Source organism: Acinetobacter sp. AB03, assembly GCF_058107045.1.
In genome coordinates, this window is the sequence record NZ_JBUEBA010000002.1 from 673,238 (window position 1) to 695,547 (window position 22,310).

Below are 22,310 nucleotides of genomic sequence, written 5' to 3' on the forward strand. Positions count from 1 at the left end.
TTAAAATTTCTTAAAGCTTTTATTTCCAAAAGGTTTACGTGGCGCATTTTCATCACGCGCGTCGCGTTGACCATAGGTGCCTTTGTTGCCAAAGTTCTCTGGACGGCTGTCACGTTGTGCATAGCCTGAGTTTTGGCGTGGTTCACGTTGACCATAACCAGTTTGTGCATTGTCCTGACGACGTTGGCTATGACCATTTGGATTTTCACGACGTTCACGGTTGAAAGCTGGCTTCGCTTGTTGTTGGCCTTCATCTTCATTGTCACGGCGCTGTTGGCGTAAGAAACCACCACGACGCGCAGCCATTGGTTTTTCTTGCATACGTTCAGTACGACGTTTTGCCATGCCGTATAAACCAGTGCCTTGACGTGGTTTTAACTCAACCGCTTTGGTTAAGTTGTCGATGTCGTTTTTGTCCAACTCCATCCAACGCCCCGTACGTAATTCACGCGGTAAAATAACCGTGCCATAACGTGTACGGAGTAGACGGCTGACTTTTAAACCTTGTGATTCAAAAATACGACGTACTTCACGGTTACGACCTTCTTTTACCACCACTTGATACCAACGGTTAATCCCTTCACCGCCAATTTCAGAGAATGACTCAAACTTCGCTGGGCCATCATCTAACACCACACCTTTGAGCATGTTGTTCTTAATTTGAGGCGTCACTTCACCCATAACACGTACAGCATACTCACGTTCAACTTCATTTGATGGGTGCATCAAGCGATTCGCGAGTTCGCCATCATTTGTGAACAACAGTAGACCTGTTGAGTTAATATCCAGACGTCCAACCATCACCCAGCGATCATTCGCGATTGCAGGTAATTGATCGAATACCGTTGGACGTGACTCAGGGTCGTTACGTGAACAAATTTCGCCTTCTGGTTTATAGTAAATCAGAACACGACGACGAATTTCATCTTCAATTTGGAACGATACTTTACGACCATCGATGCGAAGCTCATCACCTGGTTCAATACGTTCGCCTACTTGGGCAACTTGGCCGTTGACACTCACACGACCAGCGGCAATGACTTCTTCCATATAACGGCGAGAACCCAAACCAACTCGTGCGAGTACCTTTTGCAACTTTTCACTCATGACAGCATAACCTTAGAAATTATCATCAACAGTTCACCTATTTACGACTTCGGTGCATTCGCATCGAGCGCCATAAAAGCTTCCTTGGCATCCTGCAGGGGAGGCAACTGACCTAAAGAATTTAGGCCAAATGCATTTAAAAATTGGGGCGTCGTAACTAACAACGCAGGTCTTCCTGGGAGTTCACGAAAACCAGATTCTTTAATCCAGTTCCAATCAAATAACGCTCGTAACAGTTGACTGTTATTTGAGACTCCTCGAATTTGTTCTATATCTGCTCGAGTGACGGGTTGATGATAAGCAACCACGGCCAACATTTCGAGTAGCGATGGCGAGAGGCGAGTTGGTCGCTCTGGCCACGTTTGCGCAACGATTTGACGGTATTTTGCTCGAACCTGAAAACGAAAACCTTGAGCAGTTTCAATCAGTTCGATCGAACGACCATGCTGTAACATGGCAAGTTGTTGTAAAAACTGGCGTAAATCTTGTTTGCTATATTGATTTTGGAACGATTCTTTCAATCGTGCAAGTGAAACAGGCGCATCACTGGCAAAAATAATTGCTTCTAACTGCATCAGTACTTCATGCAAGTTGTCTTCATTCGTTACAGGAGCGGTTTGTTCTAGCATTATTTTTTGACTCCTTGTATCGAAAGCGGTGCTTCAACACCTGAACTCACAATTTGAATACGTTGCTGACGGGTTAACTCTAAAATGGCCATAAACGTCACGACCATGCCCATCCGACCTTGGATGGGACGCAGCAAAGATTCAAAAACTAAAACTTCACCTGAAGCGACTTTGCTTTCAATAAAAGCCATGCGCTCTTCAAGTAAAACCGGTTCTTGTGCAATTTGATGGGTGATCGGCTCAGGTCGGTTAAACACGCAGAACAGTGCATCACGCAGCTGTTGCACATCATGACCATCATTATTATCCAGAGTTTGGCCTAAGCTGACATTGGTTGAGAATGTGTCTCGCTCTAATATAGGCATTTGCCCCAAGCGTTCAGCCGCTTGTTTAATACGGAGATAAGTTTCTAAACGGTCAATCAGCTCTTGTTTTGGGTCTTTTTCAATTTGGATTGCATTGGGTGCTTTTGGCAATAGCAAACGTGACTTTAAATCAGCCAATAGCGCGGCCATCACCATATAGTCTGCTGTCAGCTCAATGTTAAGCGACTTCATGGCATCCATATAAGACAGGTATTGCGCTGCAATAGGGGCAATATCTAACTGTAATAAGTCGAAGCCGTTTTTTTGAATCAGGTAAATCAGAAAGTCGAGTGGTCCTTCAAAATGCTCTAAAAGAATTTCAAATGCAGCTGGAGGAATATATAAATCCTCGGGGATGGAGTCATGCCACTCATCCATAACACGGATTTGTGGAAGATCTTCCATGGCATTATGGACGGATTGATTCATTACAGTTATTGGCCACGCGAATTTTCAAAGGCATGATTATGTTTTTTCGAATCAGTACTTAAGGAGAAAAAGTAGAGGCGATTTAAAAAATACATAATTTTAATAGGGCTTAGTGTAAAACAAATTGCGGCGTGAATACATGATTTCACCGACCAAATAACAAAAAAAGCTGTAAATAAATAGAGAGTATTTATTTGTGTGATGCTTTTTATGCGCTGATGTCGTGGCTAAATTTGCAGAAGTGGGGTGGGTTTGAGAGAACATGATGTACTTAGGGCCTAGTCCTGTGGTTTGAAAAATAATCGATTTATTGTAAGTAGCTAGATGAGACTGCATAGTGCGGCATTATGAACCTCAAAAGCAGCCTACAAAATAGGCATTGGATGAATACCTTAAAGAATAGCGCTGAAATACGAAGAAAGTATTTCAGCGCTGCTCCAACTTCAGAGACTTTGAAGCCTCAAATTTTTGGGTGTTGATCAATCTCAGATCATCGCGTTTAAAAATATTTAGTCTTTTAAATCGATTGTGACGGTATCGATTTGACCTGTGAATGCATACGGCGCTTTTTCATTGTAGCGAGGTGAAACGGTTGAGCCTAAGTCCATACCGATATCGAAGGTTTCAGTTGCTGAGAAGCGGTAAGGAACCACTTTTTCAACCTGACCTTGGGCAACCATATCGCCATTGACGCTGATGGTCACGGGTCCGCCAATACCATGTCGTCCTTCACGCGGAGTCTGTTGATAGTCTACGACGATGCTGTGTTTACCCGGTGCTAATGCTTTGGTGGAAGCAATCCGATAATACGATTGGGCAAAGAAGTTGTATTCGTACACAGGTATGCCATTTTCCAAATACAAACAGAAGCCACCACCTGAACCACCTTCAGCAACAATTACACCATTGGCACCGCTTTTAGGAATGACAATGTCAGCCTTAATACTATGCGAGCGCTGATACATGGGTGGTGCACTGCCTTCAGGCAGACGCGTGGTTCCTGCTGAATAGGTGAATTGCTTTCTGCCACGAACTGAAGAAGGCCGTTCTGGATTAAAAGCACGTTCCACAAAACGGTCATCTAACGGATAAACGCCATATTTGCCTGCTTCTTGGTCGAACAGTTTCTGCATTTCTGCTAAGCGTTGAGGCTCTTTGGCTGCTAGGTCATGCGCTTGGGAAAAGTCCTGTTTGATATTGTATAGTTCCCACGGACTATCTTTAAAGCCTAAAGAGCCACTGAGCTTCCACGGTACGCCATGGAAGGATGAAGCAACCCAACCGTCTTGATAGATGGCTCTATGTCCACCCGTTTCAAAGTATTGGGTATGACGCTGATCTTTGGCTTTTGCATCATTGAAACTGTATGCCATGCTAATGCCAGACATTGGCGTTTGCTTTACACCATCTACTGAGTTGGGCTGCGGAATATTGGCTGCTTCTAAAATGGTTGGGGTGATGTCGGAAACATGATGGAATTGGTTATGGATCGCATGCGTGGCTCTAATTTTTGCAGGCCAAGAAACGATCATGCCATTGCGTGTTCCCCCGAAGTGAGAAGGAACGCGTTTCATCCATTGGAACGAGGAAGAGCCAGCCCATGCCCAACCGACAGGATATTGGTTTTCGTGCTTTGGTCCGCCAATTTCATCAATATGTTTTAATTGATTTTCAACGGTATCTGGAAAACCATTTTGAGTCATTAGATTATTTATAGTACCCGTTAACGTCCCTTCAGCACTGGCACCATTATCCCCAGCAATAAAAATAATGAGGGTATTATCTGCATCGGGAAGTTTCTTAATGGCTTTAATCAAACGTCCCATTTCATGATCTGTTTGCGCGAGGAAGCCTGCAAAGACTTCTTGATGTTTTGCAAACAAACGCTTTTCATCGGCTGATAAGGAAGCCCAAGCTTGAATACTGTCTGGACGTGGCGTTAAGTCAGTATTTTTAGGCACAATGCCCAATTTCTTCTGACGGGCCAAGGTTTCTTCACGGACTTTGTCCCAACCTTGGTTGAACTGGCCTTGAAACTTATCAATCCATTTTTGATTGACATGGAGTGGTGCATGGACGGCACCGGGTGCCATATAGACAAAATACGGTTTATCTGGAGAGACTGAGCCTTGACGATTGATCCACCCAATTGCATCATTGACCAAGTCAACATTCAGGTTATAGCCTTGCTCTGGTCGTTTAGTTGGTTCAACGGGTGTTACTCCGCGGATCAGCTGGGGTTCCCATTGGCTCGATTCACCACCAAAGAAGCCATAAAAATATTCGAAACCGAGACCTGTTGGCCAGCGTTCAAAAGGCCCAACTGGAGATGTTTCCCACTCAGGGGTGTTGTGCCATTTACCAAATGCCGCAGTGGCATAGCCATTGTCTTTAAGGATTCTAGCGACACTGGCACTTTCCTTAGGCCATATTGTGTTATATCCCGGATAACCCGTTGAAAGTTCGGTGATGGTTCCCGCTCCAACTTGATGTGGGTTTAGTCCAGTTAAAAGAGCTGCACGTGTTGGAGAACTAATCCCTGTAGTATGGAAACGATTGAAAATCACACCATCATCTGCAAGTTCATCCATTTCAGGTGTCGGTACAGGCCCACCAAAGGTGCCAGCTTGCCCAAAGCCTAAGTCGTCTAACAAAAATACCACCACGTTAGGGGCACCTTTGGGTGCTTTTACAGGTCGAGGAAAATCTTGTTTAGAGCCCTCAAAGGTTTCTTTAATCACCCCTTTAAATTCTGGTGTAGGCTGGGGCAAAACCAAGCCTGTCTGGTTTGAGGCTTGAGGTGTGCTACTTTGGGCTTCGGGAGCTGCTAAAGCGGCATGCGATGCTGTAATGGCTGCGACCAAGGTGAGGACACGTGTCAGTGGTTTGGAGCTTAATGATCTATTTTTGTTCATATACAATCCCTTATTAAAAGTTTCCTTGCTGTGGTGTTGAAAAAATGTGCAAAAATGCTGAGTAGGGAAAAGACCTACGGAATAAAAAGGTTTAGATGTTTGGGGATTTCGATTGAGTTGTAGCTTCAGACATGAGGCTCTCATCTCATACAGACTGTTACAGGCTTGATTTAAACGAAGCAGAGATCGCGTTTGGAGGAAACCTGAATAGTTGGAAGCTGAATGCGATGGATTGGCTAGAATGCATTGGAGTGGTTGAAACCGCAAATAGGGCTAATATTGTTGTATTCCCTTGGTTCGACATTTTTTGTCCTTATTGATTTGATTATGCTGTAGCTGTTTTTCATACCCATGACGATCCATCGTCAATGCACGGTGAAGTACGTTTAATGTTCTGGCTGTAAAGTATCAAACTGCTTCAGAGGATGAACCACTCAAAAGAATGGACTTGGCTGTTTTTTCCGCACTTTAAAATGAAGATGGTTATTTGCGATAACAGTGGTTGTGAACACTGAAGCTGCATAGATTAGGTACTTTATTGTTATGGATGCGTGGATTTATTTGAACGCGTAGGAAAGAAAAATGCGTCTAAAGTCTGCAGAAATGGATCAGCTGACGCGACGGAAAATATTCATTCAAGATTTATTCAGGTGCTTGTAGAGCAAATTCAATGATGCGTTGACAGTTGTCCTGTAAGCAGAGGTTTTTGGGTTCAAGGTATTTGAAATATTGCTGGATGGTCGCGATCGGCAGGAAATAGCTGTACAGATTCTCTTCCCGCATAATGCAGTTGATTGAACTCGGACTTTGCACCAAAGTCTCGGACTCAAGCGTCCAAGGACGCTGCACATATAAATTATGTTGCTCGGGAAATTGATTCAGATTGAGTAAAACCGTAAACAGGGTCATGTTGATCTCTTGAGAATGTGAGATTCAGTTTCCCTAGCGAATAAATGCAGCGCATTACTCAAATGCGCTGACATCGCCAAGCCCACGGCGAATCACTTCAGGATGATCACCTGATAAGTCGACAATACTAGTGGTGCTTAATGTGCCCAGCCCGCTGTCGATAAACACATCAATTCGTTTTGACAGTTGCATTTCGATGTCATAGGGATCATCTAGTGGCTCTTCCTGATTCGGCAGGATTAAGGTACTGGTTAGTAGCGGCTCACCTAACTCTTTGAGTAACATTTGGCACACAGGGTTACTTGGAATACGTAGACCAATGGTTTTTTTCTTCGGATGCATCAAGCGTTTTGGAACTTCACTGGTTGCAGGCAAAATGAACGTGGTCACGGCTGGTGTATTGTTTTTCAGTAAACGATACATGGCATTGTCGACTTTGGCATAAGTGGCAATATCGGACAGATCTGCACAAATGATGGCATATTGATGTTTGGCCCCAAGGCCGCGAATTTGAGCAATCCGCTCCATGGCATTTTTATTCCCAATCTGGCAGCCAATGGCATAAGCAGCATCGGTCGGGTACACCACCACATCGCCTGCGCGAATCCGTTCTACTGCTTGGCTGATTGAGCGTGCTTGAGGGTTATCAGGATGGACTCTTAAATGAAGCATCGTTTTTATCTCCTGATGGTTTTTTCAACATTATCGCGCTTTATCTCGGTGATGTTCAATGACCAAAATGTGAATCGTGCTAAATTTAGTCGAGCATTTCTCTTTGAAATTCATCGCTCTGTAATGTTTTGCCAGCACGAGTACATAGGCATATACAGTCAATGAAGTGTTTCGCATCACGCGGTAATTGGGCTTGGCCTGAAAAATAAGCCTGAACTTGAGCGAAAACATGGTCTTTGAAGCGGCTGCCGTCACCACCTTCACCAGTCAAATTGTCGAGTGAAACCCGAAATTTACGTCCAAAGGCTTTTGCAAACATCCATTCAATGGCTTGAGGTTTAATTTCAACCTGTTCAAATAAAGCTTGTTGTTCAGCTGTGCGACCATCGGGTGCATACCAGTAGCCTAAGTCGGGGAGTAGGCGACGTTTGTCTCCTGCAATGCTCCAATGGCTGATTTCATGCAAGGCACTATTAAAAAAACCATGGGCAAATTGGATGCGTGCAGGGGTGTTGTCTATAGCGGGAAAATATTCAGGTTCAAAGTCACCTTTAACCAAGTTGACATTCAGGTGGGAAAACCAACGATTAAAGTGTAAGATGAGCCAATCAACTTGTTCTGCTTCTGTACACAAATTCTCCCACGTCGAGAGTTGCACTTGGCGGTTTGAAATGTCAGAATCGACAGTTGAAATTGTGCTCACAAGTGATGAAATACTCACTTCTGTTTGCGGCTGCAACAGATGCATGACTTAAGTTACCCAAATGGTCTGTCTAAATAAGTACAAAATTGTATCTTAATCTTTGACAGAGTACTGATGAATTTGTAGAATTGCCGCCTTAATTATGTCAGCAAATACCTTTCCGGCACAGATTGAGCCGTTTAAATGGGCCGAACAAGGCTTTACATGGTCAGGAACACTGCCATTGTCTCGCTTTGCTCGTATAGCCCGTGAAGCTGTTGGATCAATTGATGATCAATTGATTAACATAGACTGTAAGCTATCAATGGATGCGTATCATCGTATTGTATGGCTAGATGGTCACGTTGAAACGAACGTTCCAATGGAATGTCAGCGCTGTTTAGGCACGGTAAACATTGAACTCGTTTCAGATTTTCATCTAGCTCTAGTGGATGATGAGTCACTGATAGAGCGCTTGGATGAGGATGCTGATTTCATCGTCTTAGGTGAAAGTGAAGCAACGACGAAAGGTAGCTATGATGCGCCTGCGACGGCTGATTTACTGTCTCTGATAGAAGATGAATTGTTATTGTTGATGCCTTTGTCTGCTAAGCATGACGCTTGTGAACATAAGCATCAACCTGCCGTTGAAGAACTTGTTGAAGAAAAGCGGGATAATCCGTTTGATGTTTTGGCAAGTTTGAAGGGTAAACTTAACTAATTTTTGTGTTATACTCTTCCGTATAAGACAACTGAATTTGTTCTGATCCATATTTTTTCGATTTGTAAGGAGCCATCATGGCCGTTCAGCAAAACCGTAAAAGTCGCTCTCGCCGTGACATGCGCCGTTCACATGACGCTTTAACCGAGAATGCATTAACTGTAGACCAAGCTACTGGCGAGATTCACCGTCGTCACCATGTATCTAAAGATGGTATCTACCGTGGTCGTCAATTATTCGCTAAAGCATCTGCTGAATAATTGTCGAAGCATTAAGCTTAAAGCTTAGTCGAAAAAAGGGGAGCGTAAAGCTCCCTTTTTTTGTTGTCGAATTTTTATCGCTGCTGTTTTTGTTGTATTTGGCAATTACATCGACCTAAATTAAGTGTTAAATTTTCGCTCCATAAACGAGAGCAAAGACAAGAAAGGACTTTTTTATGTCTGCGAAACAACTTGATCAAGTCGCTCAGGCAACAAAAACAGCTTTTGTATTTCCCGGTCAGGGTTCACAAAAGGTTGGCATGTTGGCTGAATTGGCAGAACAATTTGCCAGTGTTGAAGCAACATTTGCAGAAGCCTCTAAAGCGGTTGGATTCGATTTGTGGCACATTGCACAATCTGGTGACGGTTTAGACCAAACTGAATTTACCCAACCAGTATTGTTAACTGCCAGCATTGCTTTGTGGCGTGTATGGTTAGAACTTGGTGGTGTTGCACCAAAGTATTTGGCGGGACACTCACTTGGTGAATACAGTGCGTTGGTTGCAGCAGGAAGCCTAAGCTTAGGCGATGCAGTCAAGCTGGTAAATTTGCGTGGCAAATTAATGCAAAGTGCTGTACCTCAAGGTAAGGGTGCAATGGCAGCCATCTTAGGTTTAGATGATGCGCAAGTTGTTGCTTTATGCCAACAAGTTTCGAGTCAAGCTGAAGGTTCAGTTGAAGCAGCTAACTACAATGCTCAAGGTCAAGTGGTGATTGCTGGTGAAAAAGCAGCAGTTGAAGCAGTCATGGCTTTAGCCAAAGAAAACAGCGGCAAAGCGATTGCACTCCCAGTTTCTGTTCCATCGCATTGTTCATTGATGAAGCCTGCTGCAGAACAGTTCGCAGAAGCTTTGGAACAAACTGCCATTGAGCTGCCTAGCATACCTGTAATACAAAATGTGGGCGCGGAAATTGCTACAGATGTAGCACAAGTCCGCCAAGCACTTACCGCTCAGTTATATGAGTCTGTACAGTGGACCAAAACAATGCAGTTTATTCAGGATCAAGGGATCCAATATGTTGCAGAGTGTGGTCCAGGCAATGTTTTGGCAAACTTGGCAAAACGTCTACCTAATATTGAAAAAGCATTTCCACTCGATAGTAAATCACGCTTGGAAGATGCACTAAATGCCATTTTAGTGGCTGAAGGAAAAATTGCATGACACAGGAACGCAAAATTGCACTCGTGACAGGTGCAAGTCGAGGGATTGGTGCTGCCATCGCTCAGCAACTTATTCAAGACGGTTATTTTGTTGTGGGTACTGCGACATCTGAGTCAGGTGCAGAAAAACTTGCTGCAAGCTTCGGTGAACACGGTGCAGGTAAAGTGCTCGATGTTCGTGATGGTACTGCCATTGATGCGCTTGTAACTGACATTGAACAAAACTATGGCCCTGTTTTGGTTTTGGTGAACAATGCTGGAATTACCAAAGATAATTTGTTACTTCGTATGTCAGAAGATGACTGGGATGACATTTTAAATATCCATTTAAAAGCAGTTTACCGTTTGTCGAAACGCGTTTTAAAGGGTATGACCAAAGCGCGTTTTGGACGAATTATTAATATTAGTTCTGTGGTTGCGCATTTTGCCAACCCAGGTCAGGCCAACTATTCAGCAGCGAAAGCTGGTATTGAAGCATTTAGCCGTAGCCTTGCAAAAGAAATGGGCAGCCGTCAAATCACTGTAAACTCAGTGGCGCCTGGTTTTATTGCAACAGAAATGACTGAGCAATTAAGCGAAGACATCCGTAAGAAAATGAGCGATCAAGTGGCCTTGAACCGTTTAGGTGATCCACAAGATATTGCAAATGCGGTGAGCTTCTTGGCATCAGACAAAGCAAATTACATTACTGGTACGGTAATGCATGTAAATGGTGGTCTATACATGAGCTAATTGGCTGATGGATAAACTTTCAAAATTTTAAAGATTCAATTAAACTAACGGCATTAAAAACGCCACAAGCAATGAGGAGAATTCCTGTGAGCGATATCGAACAACGCATCAAGCAAGCAGTTGCAGAACAACTTGGTCTTAAGGCTGAAGAAATCAAAAACGAAGCATCTTTCATGGATGACTTAGGTGCTGACTCTTTAGACCTTGTTGAGCTTGTTATGTCTTTCGAAAACGACTTTGACATCACAATCCCAGATGAAGATTCTAACGAAATCACAACTGTACAATCTGCGATTGACTACGTTTCTAAGAAACTAGGTTAATACATATTGTTTCAGCTTTGCTGAATGGAAAAGCCACCCACTTGGGTGGCTTTTTTATGCCTTTCAAAAAACGCAAAGTGCTTAACCCATCTTTAAAATCTTTTATTTACTGGGGTAACTTACAAAGTTTTACTTTAAGAGGACTATTCGCTACCAAATCTGTTGTCTTTTTTGGGTATAAAAAAGGGTGTCTCATTTTTGAGCATTTACTATAACAACACTGATATAACAAGATGGAGCATACACATGGGTCTTTTTGATTTTGTTAAAGGCATTGGTAAGAAAAACACAGCCGCAGCCGAGCCTCAAGCCGCACCAAGCACACCAGCAGAGCCATCGGCTCAAGAAATTGCCAACAAGTTATTGGGTCATATCAAAGCATTGGGCTTACCTGTGACGGGACTTTCAGTCAGCTATAACTCCTCCACGGATTTGGCGACCGTGAAAGGGCAAGTTCAGACTCAAGCCGATAAAGAAAAGATTGTTTTAGCCGTCGGTAATATTGACCATGTGGCACAAGTCGATGATCAACTCACTGTGGCTAGCCCTGAACCTGAAAGTAAGTTCTACACAGTTAAATCGGGGGATAACTTATCGAAAATTTCCAAAGCATTTTATGGTGATGCCAACCAGTATAATAAAATTTTTGAGGCCAACCGTCCGCTATTGAAAGATGCAGATGATATTTTTCCAGGCCAAGTCCTACGTATTCCTGCTTAAGTCCAAAGGTTGAAGAAAAGGCGCATGAAGCGCCTTTTTTATTTGAGAGTGGAATGTTGATCGAGTGCTTAGCGACTTACTTTCACAACAGCATGCTGACTGAGCATACCTAAGGTAATTTTTTTTACTTCATCTCGACTTTGTTGAATGTGAGCGCTGATCTTTTCAACGGCAAGCTCCGTCTGTTGCTGTGCTATATAATTCAAAATGGCTTGATGCTCAGCATAGGTGGCTTCAATCCGATCCATTTTAGAAAAATCGAGGCGACGAATAATGCGAATTTTTTCACTGACCTCTTGGTGAATTTTGATCATTTCTTGATTGCCAATGGCACGAACCAATGCACAGTGAAAATCTTCATCAATTTTCGCCATGGCTTTTAAACTTGACAGATACTGCTCAGGTGCAACCATCCAAATTTTGTGTAGGTGTTTTATTTCCTTCGATGGCTGAGATGCACTGCTGCATAACTTTCGAATTGCGTACTGCTCAATCATGATGCGTAGCTCATATAGCTCGTCATAGTATTGTAAGTTCAACGGACGGACAGTCCAGCCACTACGAAATGCTACCTCTACGTAGCCTTCTTGTTGCAACCGATATAGTGCCTGCCGCGCAGGCGTACGACTGACCTGATAGTTCAAGGCGATTTCGGATTCGGTAAAACGTTCACCCGGCATCAATTTGAAATCAAAAATATCGTTTTTAATTTTTTGGTAAACAAGTTCAGACAAATTGTCTGAACTTGAACCTGCACGTGTCATATTGGGCATGTACTATTCCATATAAACCAAAGGCTCACCGCTATGAACGGTTTGTCCAGCCCGACAAATAATGGCTTTGACAGTACCATCATCCGCAGCGTACACCGGTAATTCCATTTTCATGGCTTCAATAATAGCAATGGTTTCACCTTTTTTCACAATCTGACCTTGTTCCACTAATATTTTCCAAATATTACCGGTCATCGAAGCATGTAGTGCTGCATAGGCGCTGTAGTCAGTCTCATCAGGTATTTCTGCAATCAGATGTTCTTGATGATCAATACTTTCTTTCCATAAGCCGACTTCAGCGCTAAAAGCGTGTTGTTGCTGTGCTCTAAACTCGGCAATGCTGTCTTTTTCATCTTCAAGCAGTTGTAAATACGCTGCATAGTCAAATTCAGTGTCTTCAATTTGAATTTGCGCTTGACCATTTTCAAAGTCGGCACGCCATTGCTCTAACTCTGACTCTGATACGGGGAAGTATTTGATTTGATCAAAGAAGTTTAAGAACCATTCTTTGTCACCAAACTGTTTGTTCTTTTTAAATTTATTCCAAATGGGGAGGGTGCGCCCGACTAGTTGGTAGCCTCCCGGAGAGTCCATGCCGTAGATACACATATACATGCCGCCAATGCCTACGGTACCTTCAGCGGTAAAAGTACGTGCAGGGTTGTATTTTGAGCTTAAGAGACGATGGCGTGGGTCAATCGGCACTGCACATGGGGCGGTGAGATAAACATCACCAAGGCCTAAAATGAGGTAATTGGCATTGAAAATAATTTCTTTGACTTGCTCTCGGCTGTCTAAACCATTTATGCGTTGAATAAAATCGACATTGTTTGGTAGCCAAGGTGCTTTGGCACAGACACTTTCTTGATAGCGTTCAACAGCACCTAAAGTTGCACTGTCTTCAAATGCCATTGGGAGATGAATGATCCGTGACGGAATCTTGATTTGGCTTAAATCTCCCATTTGCTGTTCAAGCTTGAGTAGAAATTCGATTAATTGATGCTGTGGAAGCGTGAGTCCATCGTATTTGATTTGCAGCGAGCGTACGCCGGGGGACAGTTCCAATATGCCTTTAATATTAGCCGCGCGGATCAGTTGCATCAGTTGGTGAACGCGTAAGCGTAGCGCCAAGTCTAAAACATTGTCACCGTACTCCAGTAGAATATAACTGTCACCCGCTTGGCGGTATACCGTGCGTGGGGACATGTCAGTTGCCTCTAAGCTGGCAAGAATTGCGGATGTTGGAATAACACTGCTTGGCGGCGCAGAATTAAGTGCTGCGTCGGCAAAATTTTCGATCCGTTCAATTTGTTGTTGTTCTAAGGCATTGGCTTGTTCAACAGTTAAAGGATAAAAGCTGATTTTATCATCGGCTTTAAGCTGACCCACTTTCCAAAGTTCAGCTTTGGCAATGGTTACAGGGCAAACGAAACCACCTAGACTTGGCCCATCTTTGGCTAAAATGACAGGGAAGTCACCTGTGAAGTTAATCGCACCAATGGCATATTCACAGTCATGGACATTCGATGGGTGAAGTCCTGCTTCACCGCCATTTTCACGTGCCCAGCTTGGTGTTGGCCCTGACAGTCGGATGCCTAAACGATTGGAGTTGAAGTGGACAGTCCATTCGGAGGCAAAAAACTCTTCAATATATTCAGGTTTAAAAAAGTCAGGTGCACCATGTGGTCCATACAGAACGCCAATTTTCCATTCTCTGCCGTAGCTTGGAATCAGGGCAGAAGATAGAGCTTGTGGTTCTTGCGTGGCTAAAGGTGTATCGCTATTTGGATGGGTTGTGTTGACGAGTTTGATCATGTCACCTGCACGAAGCACGCGTCCTGCATGCCCGCCAAAGTTACCTAAAGCAAAAGTCGAACGACTGCCCAAATATAGGGGGATATCGAGTCCATGACGCACTGCTAAATAGCTACGGCAACCAGACTCGACCTGTCCTAAGCTGAGTACTTGACCTGCGCAAATGTGAATCGGCTGCCAAAAGGCCACAGGCTTATCATCCAGTTGCACAGGACATGGTGCACCTGTCAGTGCAATCACACTGTCTTGGTGAAACTTGAGACTTGGGCCTTGCAGAGTGAACTCGAAGCCTGCTGCGCTAGCATCATTCCCTACAATTTGATTGGCCAATTGAAAAGCATAGTCATCCATAGGACCCGATGGTGGTACACCAATATCCCAATAGCCAACACGTCCCGGAAAGTCCTGAATCGAGCTTTGTGTGCCAGCTTGGAGTACTTCAATCACATTCGGTACGTAGTCAAAGTCGTCTAGCAAGCGTGTCCAGATTTGCATTTGTTCAAAGCGTTCATCAGAGATCACGCTATGTGCATAGTCTAAATTGGTGCTGATGCCATTTAAACGAGTTTGAGAGAGTACATTTTTTAGTTGCTCAATGGCTTGTGCACGGGTGTCCGCATGTACGATGATTTTGGCAATCATCGGGTCAAAATATTGCGAAATTTCTGTTCCTGTTGAAACCCATGTATCAACACGACAATTGTCTGGAAATACAACTTCGGTCAGTACACCCGGGCTGGGTTGGAAGTTTTTAACTGGATCTTCTGCATAAATACGCACTTCAATCGCCGCACCTTGCGGTTGGATGTTGCTAAGTGCCGTCCAATCCAGTGCATCGCCCGCAGCAACTTTAAGCATGCATTCAATCAGGTCTAAACCCGTCACCATCTCAGTGACAGGATGTTCCACTTGTAGTCGGGTATTGACCTCAAGGAAGTAAAATTCATCACGTGCAGCATCATAAATAAATTCGACCGTACCTGCGCTGCGGTAATTGACCGATTTGCCGAGTTCAACTGCTGCTTGGTGTAGTTTTTGACGTGTGGCTTCGGGGAGATGAGCCGCTGGGGTCTCTTCCACTACCTTTTGGTTACGACGTTGCAATGAACAGTCGCGTTCACCCAATGCAACCACTTGACCTTGGCCATCACCAAAAATCTGAACTTCGACATGACGCGCACGGTCAATAAAACGTTCTAAAAATACGCCCGAATCTTTAAAAAATTGTGCGCCTAAACGTTTGACGCTTTCATAAGCTTCAACTAAGGCTTGTTCATTATCACAGCGAGTGAGGCCAATCCCTCCGCCACCTGCGGTACTTTTTAGCATGATGGGATAACCAATCTCTGTAGCCGCAGAAATTGCTTCATCTAAGCTGCCAAGTAGGCCTGTACCTGGTGTCATGGGCACTTGAGCTGCGGCGGCAAGCTCACGTGCACGGTGTTTCAGGCCAAACTCTAAAATTTGTGTCGCTGTTGGCCCCATAAAGGCAATATTATTTTTCTCACAAGCCTCTGCAAATTCAGCACTTTCTGATAAGAAGCCATAACCCGGGAAAATAGCTTCAGCCCCCGTTTTTTGTGCAGCGTGAATCAATTTTTCAATGCTTAAATAAGTGTCGGATGGTTTTAAGCCGTCTAAAGCAATGGCAATGTCCGCGTCTTTGACATGTTGTGCGTAACGGTCACTGTCTGAATATACCGCTACACTGGTCATCCCCAGTTTTTTTAAAGTGCGAATTGCACGTACGGCAATTTCGCCACGGTTTGCAATCAATACAGTTTTAAACATTTTAAAATTCCTAAATTTGACTAAGCTTGTTCTACTTTTGAATTGTTACGGTGCTGGATATAGGCGCGCCAACCACCAAAGTGACTGATGTTTTCGGCATCGTTTAAGCCATAAGGTTCGCAAATGAAACCTTTAACCCATCGACCGTCTGCCAGTTCGACATTGCCCATGCCCAGTGGTGTCGGAATCTCTGCGACAAATTCTCCAAAGCGAGCGGTGGGTACATCCCACAGTTCAACAATGATCTGCTGACCGTGTTCATCGACTCGGGCTAGACCGGGTTTAGGCGGGATCGTGCCATTCAGTGCAAACAGGGCATAGTGCTCAGCGGTATGCGTGGTTTCCACAAGCACAGCATCACGTGTGAGCAATTGGAAGTTCAGCGGCATTCCAGTCAGGTGTGCGCCAACCACTGCAACACGGATATGATGTGGAGAGACTGTGTTCTGTAGCTTTGGAATAGATGCATATCGGTCTAAGGCACCCAGCTTTAAGTTCAAATGCGTCTGCCAAATTTTTCCGAATTCAATCAGAGCTTGGTCATACCATGCAGGTGCAATTAGGCTGATGCCGAAAGGTAAACCGTCAGTGCGGAAACCTGCGGGCAGGGCGAGAGCACTTAAATCGGCGAGGTTAGTAAAATTGGTATAAGTCCCAAACTCAGAGTTCAGGCTAATCGGTGACTGTTCCATTTCCGCAAGGGTATGAATGGTTGGGGAGGTGGGAACAATCAATGCATCAAATTGGGCCAAAGTGTCTTGAATTTTTCGGCTTAAGTCTTGCTTTAAGTACTCCGCGTTATAGGCATCAATTGCACTAAAATCATGACCTTTTTGAATGATTGCACGCACTGTCGGATCGAAAACCTCAGGCTGCTGCGCCAACAACTCGGCAACCGCCGCTGTACGTTCTGCCACCCATGAGCCTTGATAGAGTTGGGCTGCCAACTGTTCAAACGCTGAAAAATCAATTTCAGTAATTTCAGCACCGAGAACTTTTAACTGTTCTACAGCCAGTTGGAAGGCATATTTAGCTTGGTCATCTCCAAAGAATTCCAGTTTTTGGGGAATAGCAAAATGTGGCTTAGTCGAGAGTTTCACAGGTGCAGTCTTTGGATGCTGGCGTGAATAGCTATCTAGCGCATCGTAGTGTTCTACCATTTGGGCAATGGTGTCGGCGTCTGTTACCGTTAAAGCAAAAATCGAAATACAGTCCAAACTTTTACAGGCTGGGAGTAGACCACGATTTGAAAAACGACCTTTGGTGGGTTTTAGTCCAATAATATTGTTAAATGCAGCAGGAACACGGCCAGAGCCTGCAGTATCTGTTCCGAGTGCAAAGGGCACCAAGCCACGAGCAACAACACTGGCTGAACCAGAGCTAGAGCCACCACTGACATAGTCAGCATTAAACGTGTTACTGACTGCACCAAAGGGAGAGCGTGTCCCTACGAGACCAGTTGCGAATTGGTCTAAATTGGTTTTTCCCACAACTATTGCCCCTGCATTTTTAAGCAGGCGAATGGTTTCTGCATCTTGTGTAGCAACAGTTGTCAGGGCCTTGCATGCGGCCGTGGTGACAAAACCAGCAACGTCGATGTTATCTTTAACTGCAAACGGAATACCGTATAAAGGTAATTCTTTGCTGAGGTCTGTGGCTTGATCTGCTTTTTGCTTTAAGACTTCAATTTGTTGGGAAAGTATTTCTGTTGTAGCAATTGAAATCCATGCATGATCAGGTTGTGGTAATTGCGCTACATAGTCGATTAAATCTTCAAGATGAATATCTTGGTTAAGATAAGCGGTTTGCCATTCTTGAAGTGTCCAGCCAATGCATTTGTTCTGACTCATTTTTTGCATTCCAACTTGTATACATGATGGAATACAAAAATGCAGAATCTATGCCAATCTAATCAATTTGATTTATCTTTAGTTATAACTTTTATAAATCATAGGTTTAAGGTCAAACCTGTAGTTTAATTGAGTGATTCTGTGTGTTTTGAGTGTTGCACCAAAACAAGCGCATAGGGGAGCTAATGGTGCTTTTTATGATCAAGCCTTGGGTGGTTTGACGTTAAACTATTTAAAAGTAGGGTTTAAATCATATTGGTTTTTTATATAAATTGAGGGAATTGGAATTAAAGTCAAAAGGATTGAGGATAAAAAATATTCTCAAATAGGATGATTCAAAGAAACTATACACACTCAGTTTTTAATTTTTATGTATAACTGAATGTATTTGAGCTATGCCAAATCTGGAAAGTTGCAAGTTTCATTTAACTCTTGATCAATACAACCGTTGAAATGTGCAGAGATAATCAATAAATCACGCGTATAACTTATAATAAACTATAATTTTTATAATTTTGCATTCAGATTTTCTCATCTTTCCTGTGTAATTAATTCTATGCCATATATTGATATACATAAGCTGGCTGGATCTTAATTCAAATACTAAGATGTGAATAACTGGGTCTTTTTTTCGAATAATAATTGATGTACTTAACTTGCATTTATCCTGCATAAGGTGATGATCTAAACTGTCTGTCGATAGCAGATCAATTGCTACTATGTATAAGCTATTGGCAGTAGGCTATGTTATCTATAGGGGAGTGGCCTATATTATCCTGATAAGCAACAGCTTCAAGAATTGCGGGTTATGTAGAAGGTTGTAATTGTTAGCGAGTTAAATGAAGTTTGAGTAAATTGCAAACCAGTATGAAAAAAATAAAATTTTAGTGGTCTGGTATTAACTGAAAAACTTTAATATTTCTAGAGTAGATAAAGGAATGAATTGGGTTAAGCTGAATATGACTGGGATAATATCAAAACTATAAAAATAGAAACTTACAGATGGATCGGTCATTTATTGAAAAAAGGCTCTGAACTTAAAAATTCTATTAAAGTTACAAAAAATTAAAGAAATTTTTTGTAACTTTTGTACAATCAGCCACAACTTAAAATTTAATAATAACGATGCCCAATAATATTTACGCTGCAATAGAGCAACTTGGACTTAGTGCACAAAAACGTGCCATTCATATTCAGTTCAGCAATACCTCGCTTAACGAACAAGTATTCCTTCAGCGCATAGATGGAACGCATGAACTGAATACAGGTATAGAGTTACAGCTCCTTTGCTTATCTACCTCCGCTCATATTCCGTTAAAGCAATTTATTGGTAGTCAGGTGGCTGTCGATATTGTCACTGAAAAGTCAGAACTCAATCGTATTTCAGGCATCATCACCAAGGCGGATGTAGGGGCAAGCGATGGCGCTTTAACCATATACCGTTTAACCGTGGAAGACCCGACAGCCTTATGGAAGCATCGACGTAACTCTAGAGTTTTCATGGCGAAGTCTGTTGTTGATGTAGTTCAAACCATTTTTGCCGAGTGGCAGCAACGTAGTCCCTTATTTGCTTCAAGTTTGATTTTGGATAAAAGTGGTTTAAGCAAAGAATATGATGTGCGCCCATTCATTATGCAAGCGAATGAATTAGATAGTGAATTTATTCAAAGGCTGCTCTCTTCAGAGGGGATTAACTGGCTTATTGATGAGTCTCAGCTCAAAGTGTCCAGTTCAAGTGAACCCATTCAGCCACAAAAACTTAGACTGATTGATGACAACGCTCAATATCAAAGTTTAGAGCGTCAGAATATTCGCTTCCATCGTAGCAGTACTGTAGAAAGTAGTGATTCGATTACAAATTTGGTCGGGCAGCGTTCTATACAACCAACATCTGTCCATATTCAACATTGGCAAGCAAATACTTTAGAAGTAGAAGAAGGTGCGGGTTCAGTTCAAAGCAAACATAGCCATAGTGATAATCAAGACAACGCCAGTCTAGGTTTAGAGCAGGCGTGGCATTTCTCACCTGCATGGATACAAGACCTTAAAGGTGAAGATGGAACGACCAAATCAGGCAATGGTCAGATTGAAAAGTTTAATCAAAATCTTGGTCATTATTACGACTTACAAGCCAAGCAATTTATGGCTACCTCGACTGTACGAGATGCACAAGTGGGTTACTGGTTTGAGCTCAACGAGCACCCTGAAATTGATCAGCATAGTGGTTCAGACAAAGAATTCTTAATCACATCCAAAAAATTCTATAATCAGAATAATTTGCCTAAAGATTTGACCGATCAAATCACAGCTTTGCTGAAACAAACCAATTGGCAACAGGCTGAAATTACGACAAATAATAAAGACGAACGCCAAGCCAATCACCTCGTCTTACAACGACGCAATATCACAATTGTTCCAGAGTACAATCCGCTACGACAACGCCCTATTGCATCACCACAACGCGCGAAAGTGGTTGGACCAAGTGGTGAAGAAATTCACGTGGATGAATGGGGGCGTATTAAAGTCCGTTTCCTGTTCACCCGTAGTGAAGACAATACTCACGATGGCGGTGCAGGTTCAAATGACAATGACACAGATTCTGCTTGGGTTGATGTGCTCACACCTTGGGCAGGTGAGGGTTATGGTGCACGCTTCTTACCGCGTATTGGTGAAATTGTGGTTATCGACTTCTTTGATGGCAATATCGACAGACCCTTTGTCGTGGGGCGCATCCATGAAGCACAACGTCATCCAAGCAAATTTGACAATACAGGCAAACTGCCTGATACCAAAAAACTGGCAGGGATCCGATCAAAAGAGATTCAAGGCGAGGGCTTCGGGCAACTACGTTTTGATGACACGACTGATCAGATCAGTACCCAGCTACAAAGTAGTCATGGTGCGACACAACTGAACTTAGGGAATTTGAGTCATCCTAAAGAAACGGACACGAGTGAAGGGCGAGGTGAAGGTTTTGAACTGCGTACTGACCAGTGGGGAGCACTCAGAGCTAAACAGGGTTTATTACTTTCTACCTATCGACAAGATTCAGCAAATGGTCATCATCTTGATACTTCTGAAACGAAATCACAATTTGAATCTAGTCTAAATAATTCAAAAGCTTTAAGTGAGGTTGCTAAAAATCAACAAACCGATCCATTAGAAATACTGGATAATCTAAAAGAGTTTATTGAACAAATTGAACAAGAAAGTGAGGCGAAGGCAAAAGCATTTAAACAAGCTTTAATGATATTGACCTCCCCCCATTCGATTGCTCTGACTACAAATGAAGATGTTCACCTTTCAGCAGATGGTCAAATTGGTCACAGTGCAGGGGACAGTATTAATTTTAGTACCCAAAAGAATTTACTTGCACATGCACAAAGTAAAATCAGTTTGTTTGCCGCACAGGACGGTGCGAAATTCTATGCAGATCAAGGCAAAGTTGAAATACAGGCTCAAGCAGATGGGGCTGATTTGATAGCACGTAAAGGTGTACAGATCATTTCAACTGAAGATGCCATTTACATTACCAGCCCTAAAGAAATTAAATTAATCGCTGATGGTTCTGAACTTAAGATTAATAGTTCCGGAGTCTTTGCAACAACTAGTGGAAAGTTTGAGGTTAAGGCGGGACAGCATTTGTTTATGGGTGGGGGAGAGGTTTGAACCGTACCGGGTTTGTCGGAGACTTTTTTATTTAAGTTAGGCCACCTGACCTAACGGGTTAATCTTATCATAGTACATTGCTTCAAACTCAAAAGGCGATACATAACCCAGTGCACTATGTACACGCGTTTTGTTGAACCAATCTACCCAATTTAATGTCGCAAGTTGTACATCTGCTAAACCTTGCCAATCTGCTTTTAAATATTCAATCACCTCTGTTTTGTATAAGCCATTCACCGTTTCAGCCAAAGCATTATCGTATGAATCACCTCTCGTACCGACTGATGCTCGTAAATTTGCAGCTTCTAAACGATTGGTATAGCGAATAGAAAGATATTGAACACCTCTATCGGAATGATGAATCACATTCTTTGGCATGCCTCGATCCTGATACTCATTTAAAAAACTTAACTGACGATGAAGCGGAAACAGAACGTAATTTTCAAGAAGGTGATATTTAATGGCTAATTTACCTTCTGTTCCTGCAAATGCAACTAAACCTGTTAATCCCCATGTCTCCCAACAACAACTTAAAAAAGCTGATGATGATGTTGGCAAATGGTTTATGGGCTTACTTGATGGCAGCGGGACAGGTCCAAGTCAGATTATTGTGACTGCTGTTTTAGGTTGTGTCCCTGTAGTAGGTCAATTATTTGACCTAAGAGATTTGATTAGAGGCATTATTTTAGTTTCAGCAAATCCTGCAAATGTTATGGGCTGGGTGGATTTAGTCATTACGCTGATAGGATGTATCCCAGGTTTTGGTGATGCATTTAAAGCTGGGTT

The 22,310-nt window shown here is 43.0% G+C and carries 16 protein-coding genes and 3 pseudogenes; 8 read left to right on the forward strand and 11 right to left on the reverse strand.

Annotation, left to right across the window (positions count from 1 at the left end):
- From rluB to ACY3FQ_RS03640, 7 genes are all read right to left on the reverse strand, one after another.
- Complete coding sequence (gene rluB, locus ACY3FQ_RS03610) at positions 1 to 1,107, reverse strand: 23S rRNA pseudouridine(2605) synthase RluB (RefSeq protein ID WP_004695341.1); 1,107 nt, start codon at positions 1,105 to 1,107, stop codon at positions 1 to 3.
- A 41-nt stretch (positions 1,108 to 1,148) separates the two neighbouring features.
- The gene (gene scpB / locus ACY3FQ_RS03615; RefSeq protein ID WP_005400315.1) at positions 1,149 to 1,736 is read right to left on the reverse strand and encodes an SMC-Scp complex subunit ScpB; all 588 of its coding nucleotides are present in this window, start codon (positions 1,734 to 1,736) and stop codon (positions 1,149 to 1,151) included.
- Positions 1,736 to 2,530: a segregation and condensation protein A gene (locus tag ACY3FQ_RS03620; RefSeq protein ID WP_005400316.1), complete on the reverse strand. Its 795-nt coding sequence runs from the start codon at positions 2,528 to 2,530 to the stop codon at positions 1,736 to 1,738. Before ACY3FQ_RS03620 ends, scpB begins: the two co-directional genes overlap by 1 nt.
- 509 nt (positions 2,531 to 3,039) lie before the next feature.
- Positions 3,040 to 5,445, reverse strand: coding sequence for a sulfatase-like hydrolase/transferase (locus ACY3FQ_RS03625; RefSeq protein WP_050764490.1), 2,406 nt, complete (start codon positions 5,443 to 5,445; stop codon positions 3,040 to 3,042).
- Between the two features lie 642 nt (positions 5,446 to 6,087).
- Positions 6,088 to 6,354, reverse strand: coding sequence for a hypothetical protein (locus tag ACY3FQ_RS03630; protein ID WP_005400318.1), 267 nt, complete (start codon positions 6,352 to 6,354; stop codon positions 6,088 to 6,090).
- Positions 6,355 to 6,408: 54 nt separating this feature from the next.
- Complete coding sequence (locus tag ACY3FQ_RS03635; protein WP_004695345.1) at positions 6,409 to 7,026, reverse strand: L-threonylcarbamoyladenylate synthase; 618 nt, start codon at positions 7,024 to 7,026, stop codon at positions 6,409 to 6,411.
- Positions 7,027 to 7,111: 85 nt separating this feature from the next.
- Positions 7,112 to 7,774 (reverse strand): elongation factor P hydroxylase, encoded by a 663-nt coding sequence (locus tag ACY3FQ_RS03640; RefSeq protein ID WP_005400319.1) that lies wholly within the window; start codon positions 7,772 to 7,774, stop codon positions 7,112 to 7,114.
- Between the two features lie 97 nt (positions 7,775 to 7,871).
- Between ACY3FQ_RS03640 and ACY3FQ_RS03645 the strand changes: the two genes are divergently transcribed.
- The 6 genes from ACY3FQ_RS03645 (at position 7,872) to lysM (ending at position 11,626) form a co-directional block, all read left to right on the forward strand.
- Positions 7,872 to 8,429: a YceD family protein gene (locus ACY3FQ_RS03645; protein WP_004982945.1), complete on the forward strand. Its 558-nt coding sequence runs from the start codon at positions 7,872 to 7,874 to the stop codon at positions 8,427 to 8,429.
- Between the two features lie 77 nt (positions 8,430 to 8,506).
- Positions 8,507 to 8,689: a 50S ribosomal protein L32 gene (rpmF, locus tag ACY3FQ_RS03650; protein ID WP_004695348.1), complete on the forward strand. Its 183-nt coding sequence runs from the start codon at positions 8,507 to 8,509 to the stop codon at positions 8,687 to 8,689.
- Between the two features lie 176 nt (positions 8,690 to 8,865).
- Positions 8,866 to 9,852 (forward strand): ACP S-malonyltransferase, encoded by a 987-nt coding sequence (gene fabD, locus ACY3FQ_RS03655; RefSeq protein ID WP_005400320.1) that lies wholly within the window; start codon positions 8,866 to 8,868, stop codon positions 9,850 to 9,852.
- Entirely contained in the window at positions 9,849 to 10,583 is a 735-nt protein-coding gene (gene fabG / locus ACY3FQ_RS03660; protein WP_005400321.1) for a 3-oxoacyl-ACP reductase FabG, read from the forward strand. The genes fabD and fabG overlap by 4 nt, the downstream gene beginning before the upstream one ends.
- Positions 10,584 to 10,669: 86 nt before the next feature.
- Entirely contained in the window at positions 10,670 to 10,906 is a 237-nt protein-coding gene (acpP, locus tag ACY3FQ_RS03665) for an acyl carrier protein (RefSeq protein ID WP_004695351.1), read from the forward strand.
- Positions 10,907 to 11,152: 246 nt separating this feature from the next.
- The gene (lysM, locus tag ACY3FQ_RS03670) at positions 11,153 to 11,626 is read left to right on the forward strand and encodes a peptidoglycan-binding protein LysM (protein ID WP_005400323.1); all 474 of its coding nucleotides are present in this window, start codon (positions 11,153 to 11,155) and stop codon (positions 11,624 to 11,626) included.
- A gap of 68 nt (positions 11,627 to 11,694) precedes the next feature.
- On the opposite strand, the gene ACY3FQ_RS03675 is transcribed toward lysM, so the two are convergent.
- From ACY3FQ_RS03675 to atzF, 3 genes are read right to left on the reverse strand one after another with little or no spacing between them, the layout of a single operon-like run.
- Entirely contained in the window at positions 11,695 to 12,399 is a 705-nt protein-coding gene (locus ACY3FQ_RS03675; protein ID WP_005400324.1) for a GntR family transcriptional regulator, read from the reverse strand.
- A gap of 3 nt (positions 12,400 to 12,402) precedes the next feature.
- A complete protein-coding gene (gene uca / locus ACY3FQ_RS03680; RefSeq protein WP_005400325.1) occupies positions 12,403 to 16,005 on the reverse strand; it encodes an urea carboxylase in 3,603 nt (1,200 codons plus the stop codon).
- Between the two features lie 20 nt (positions 16,006 to 16,025).
- Positions 16,026 to 17,855 carry an allophanate hydrolase gene (gene atzF, locus ACY3FQ_RS03685; protein ID WP_039889990.1) on the reverse strand — a complete coding sequence of 610 codons (1,830 nt, stop codon included), beginning with the start codon at positions 17,853 to 17,855 and terminating at the stop codon, positions 16,026 to 16,028.
- Between the two features lie 1,125 nt (positions 17,856 to 18,980).
- Here atzF and ACY3FQ_RS03690 point away from each other — a divergent pair.
- Positions 18,981 to 21,521 (forward strand): annotated as a pseudogene (locus ACY3FQ_RS03690) (type VI secretion system Vgr family protein); the annotation flags it as partial.
- A 39-nt stretch (positions 21,522 to 21,560) separates the two neighbouring features.
- Here the strand turns inward: ACY3FQ_RS03690 and ACY3FQ_RS03695 are convergent.
- Positions 21,561 to 21,911 (reverse strand): annotated as a pseudogene (locus ACY3FQ_RS03695) (integrase core domain-containing protein); the annotation flags it as partial.
- Positions 21,912 to 21,984: 73 nt separating this feature from the next.
- Between ACY3FQ_RS03695 and ACY3FQ_RS03700 the strand changes: the two are divergent.
- Positions 21,985 to 22,310: pseudogene (locus tag ACY3FQ_RS03700) on the forward strand (hypothetical protein); the annotation flags it as partial.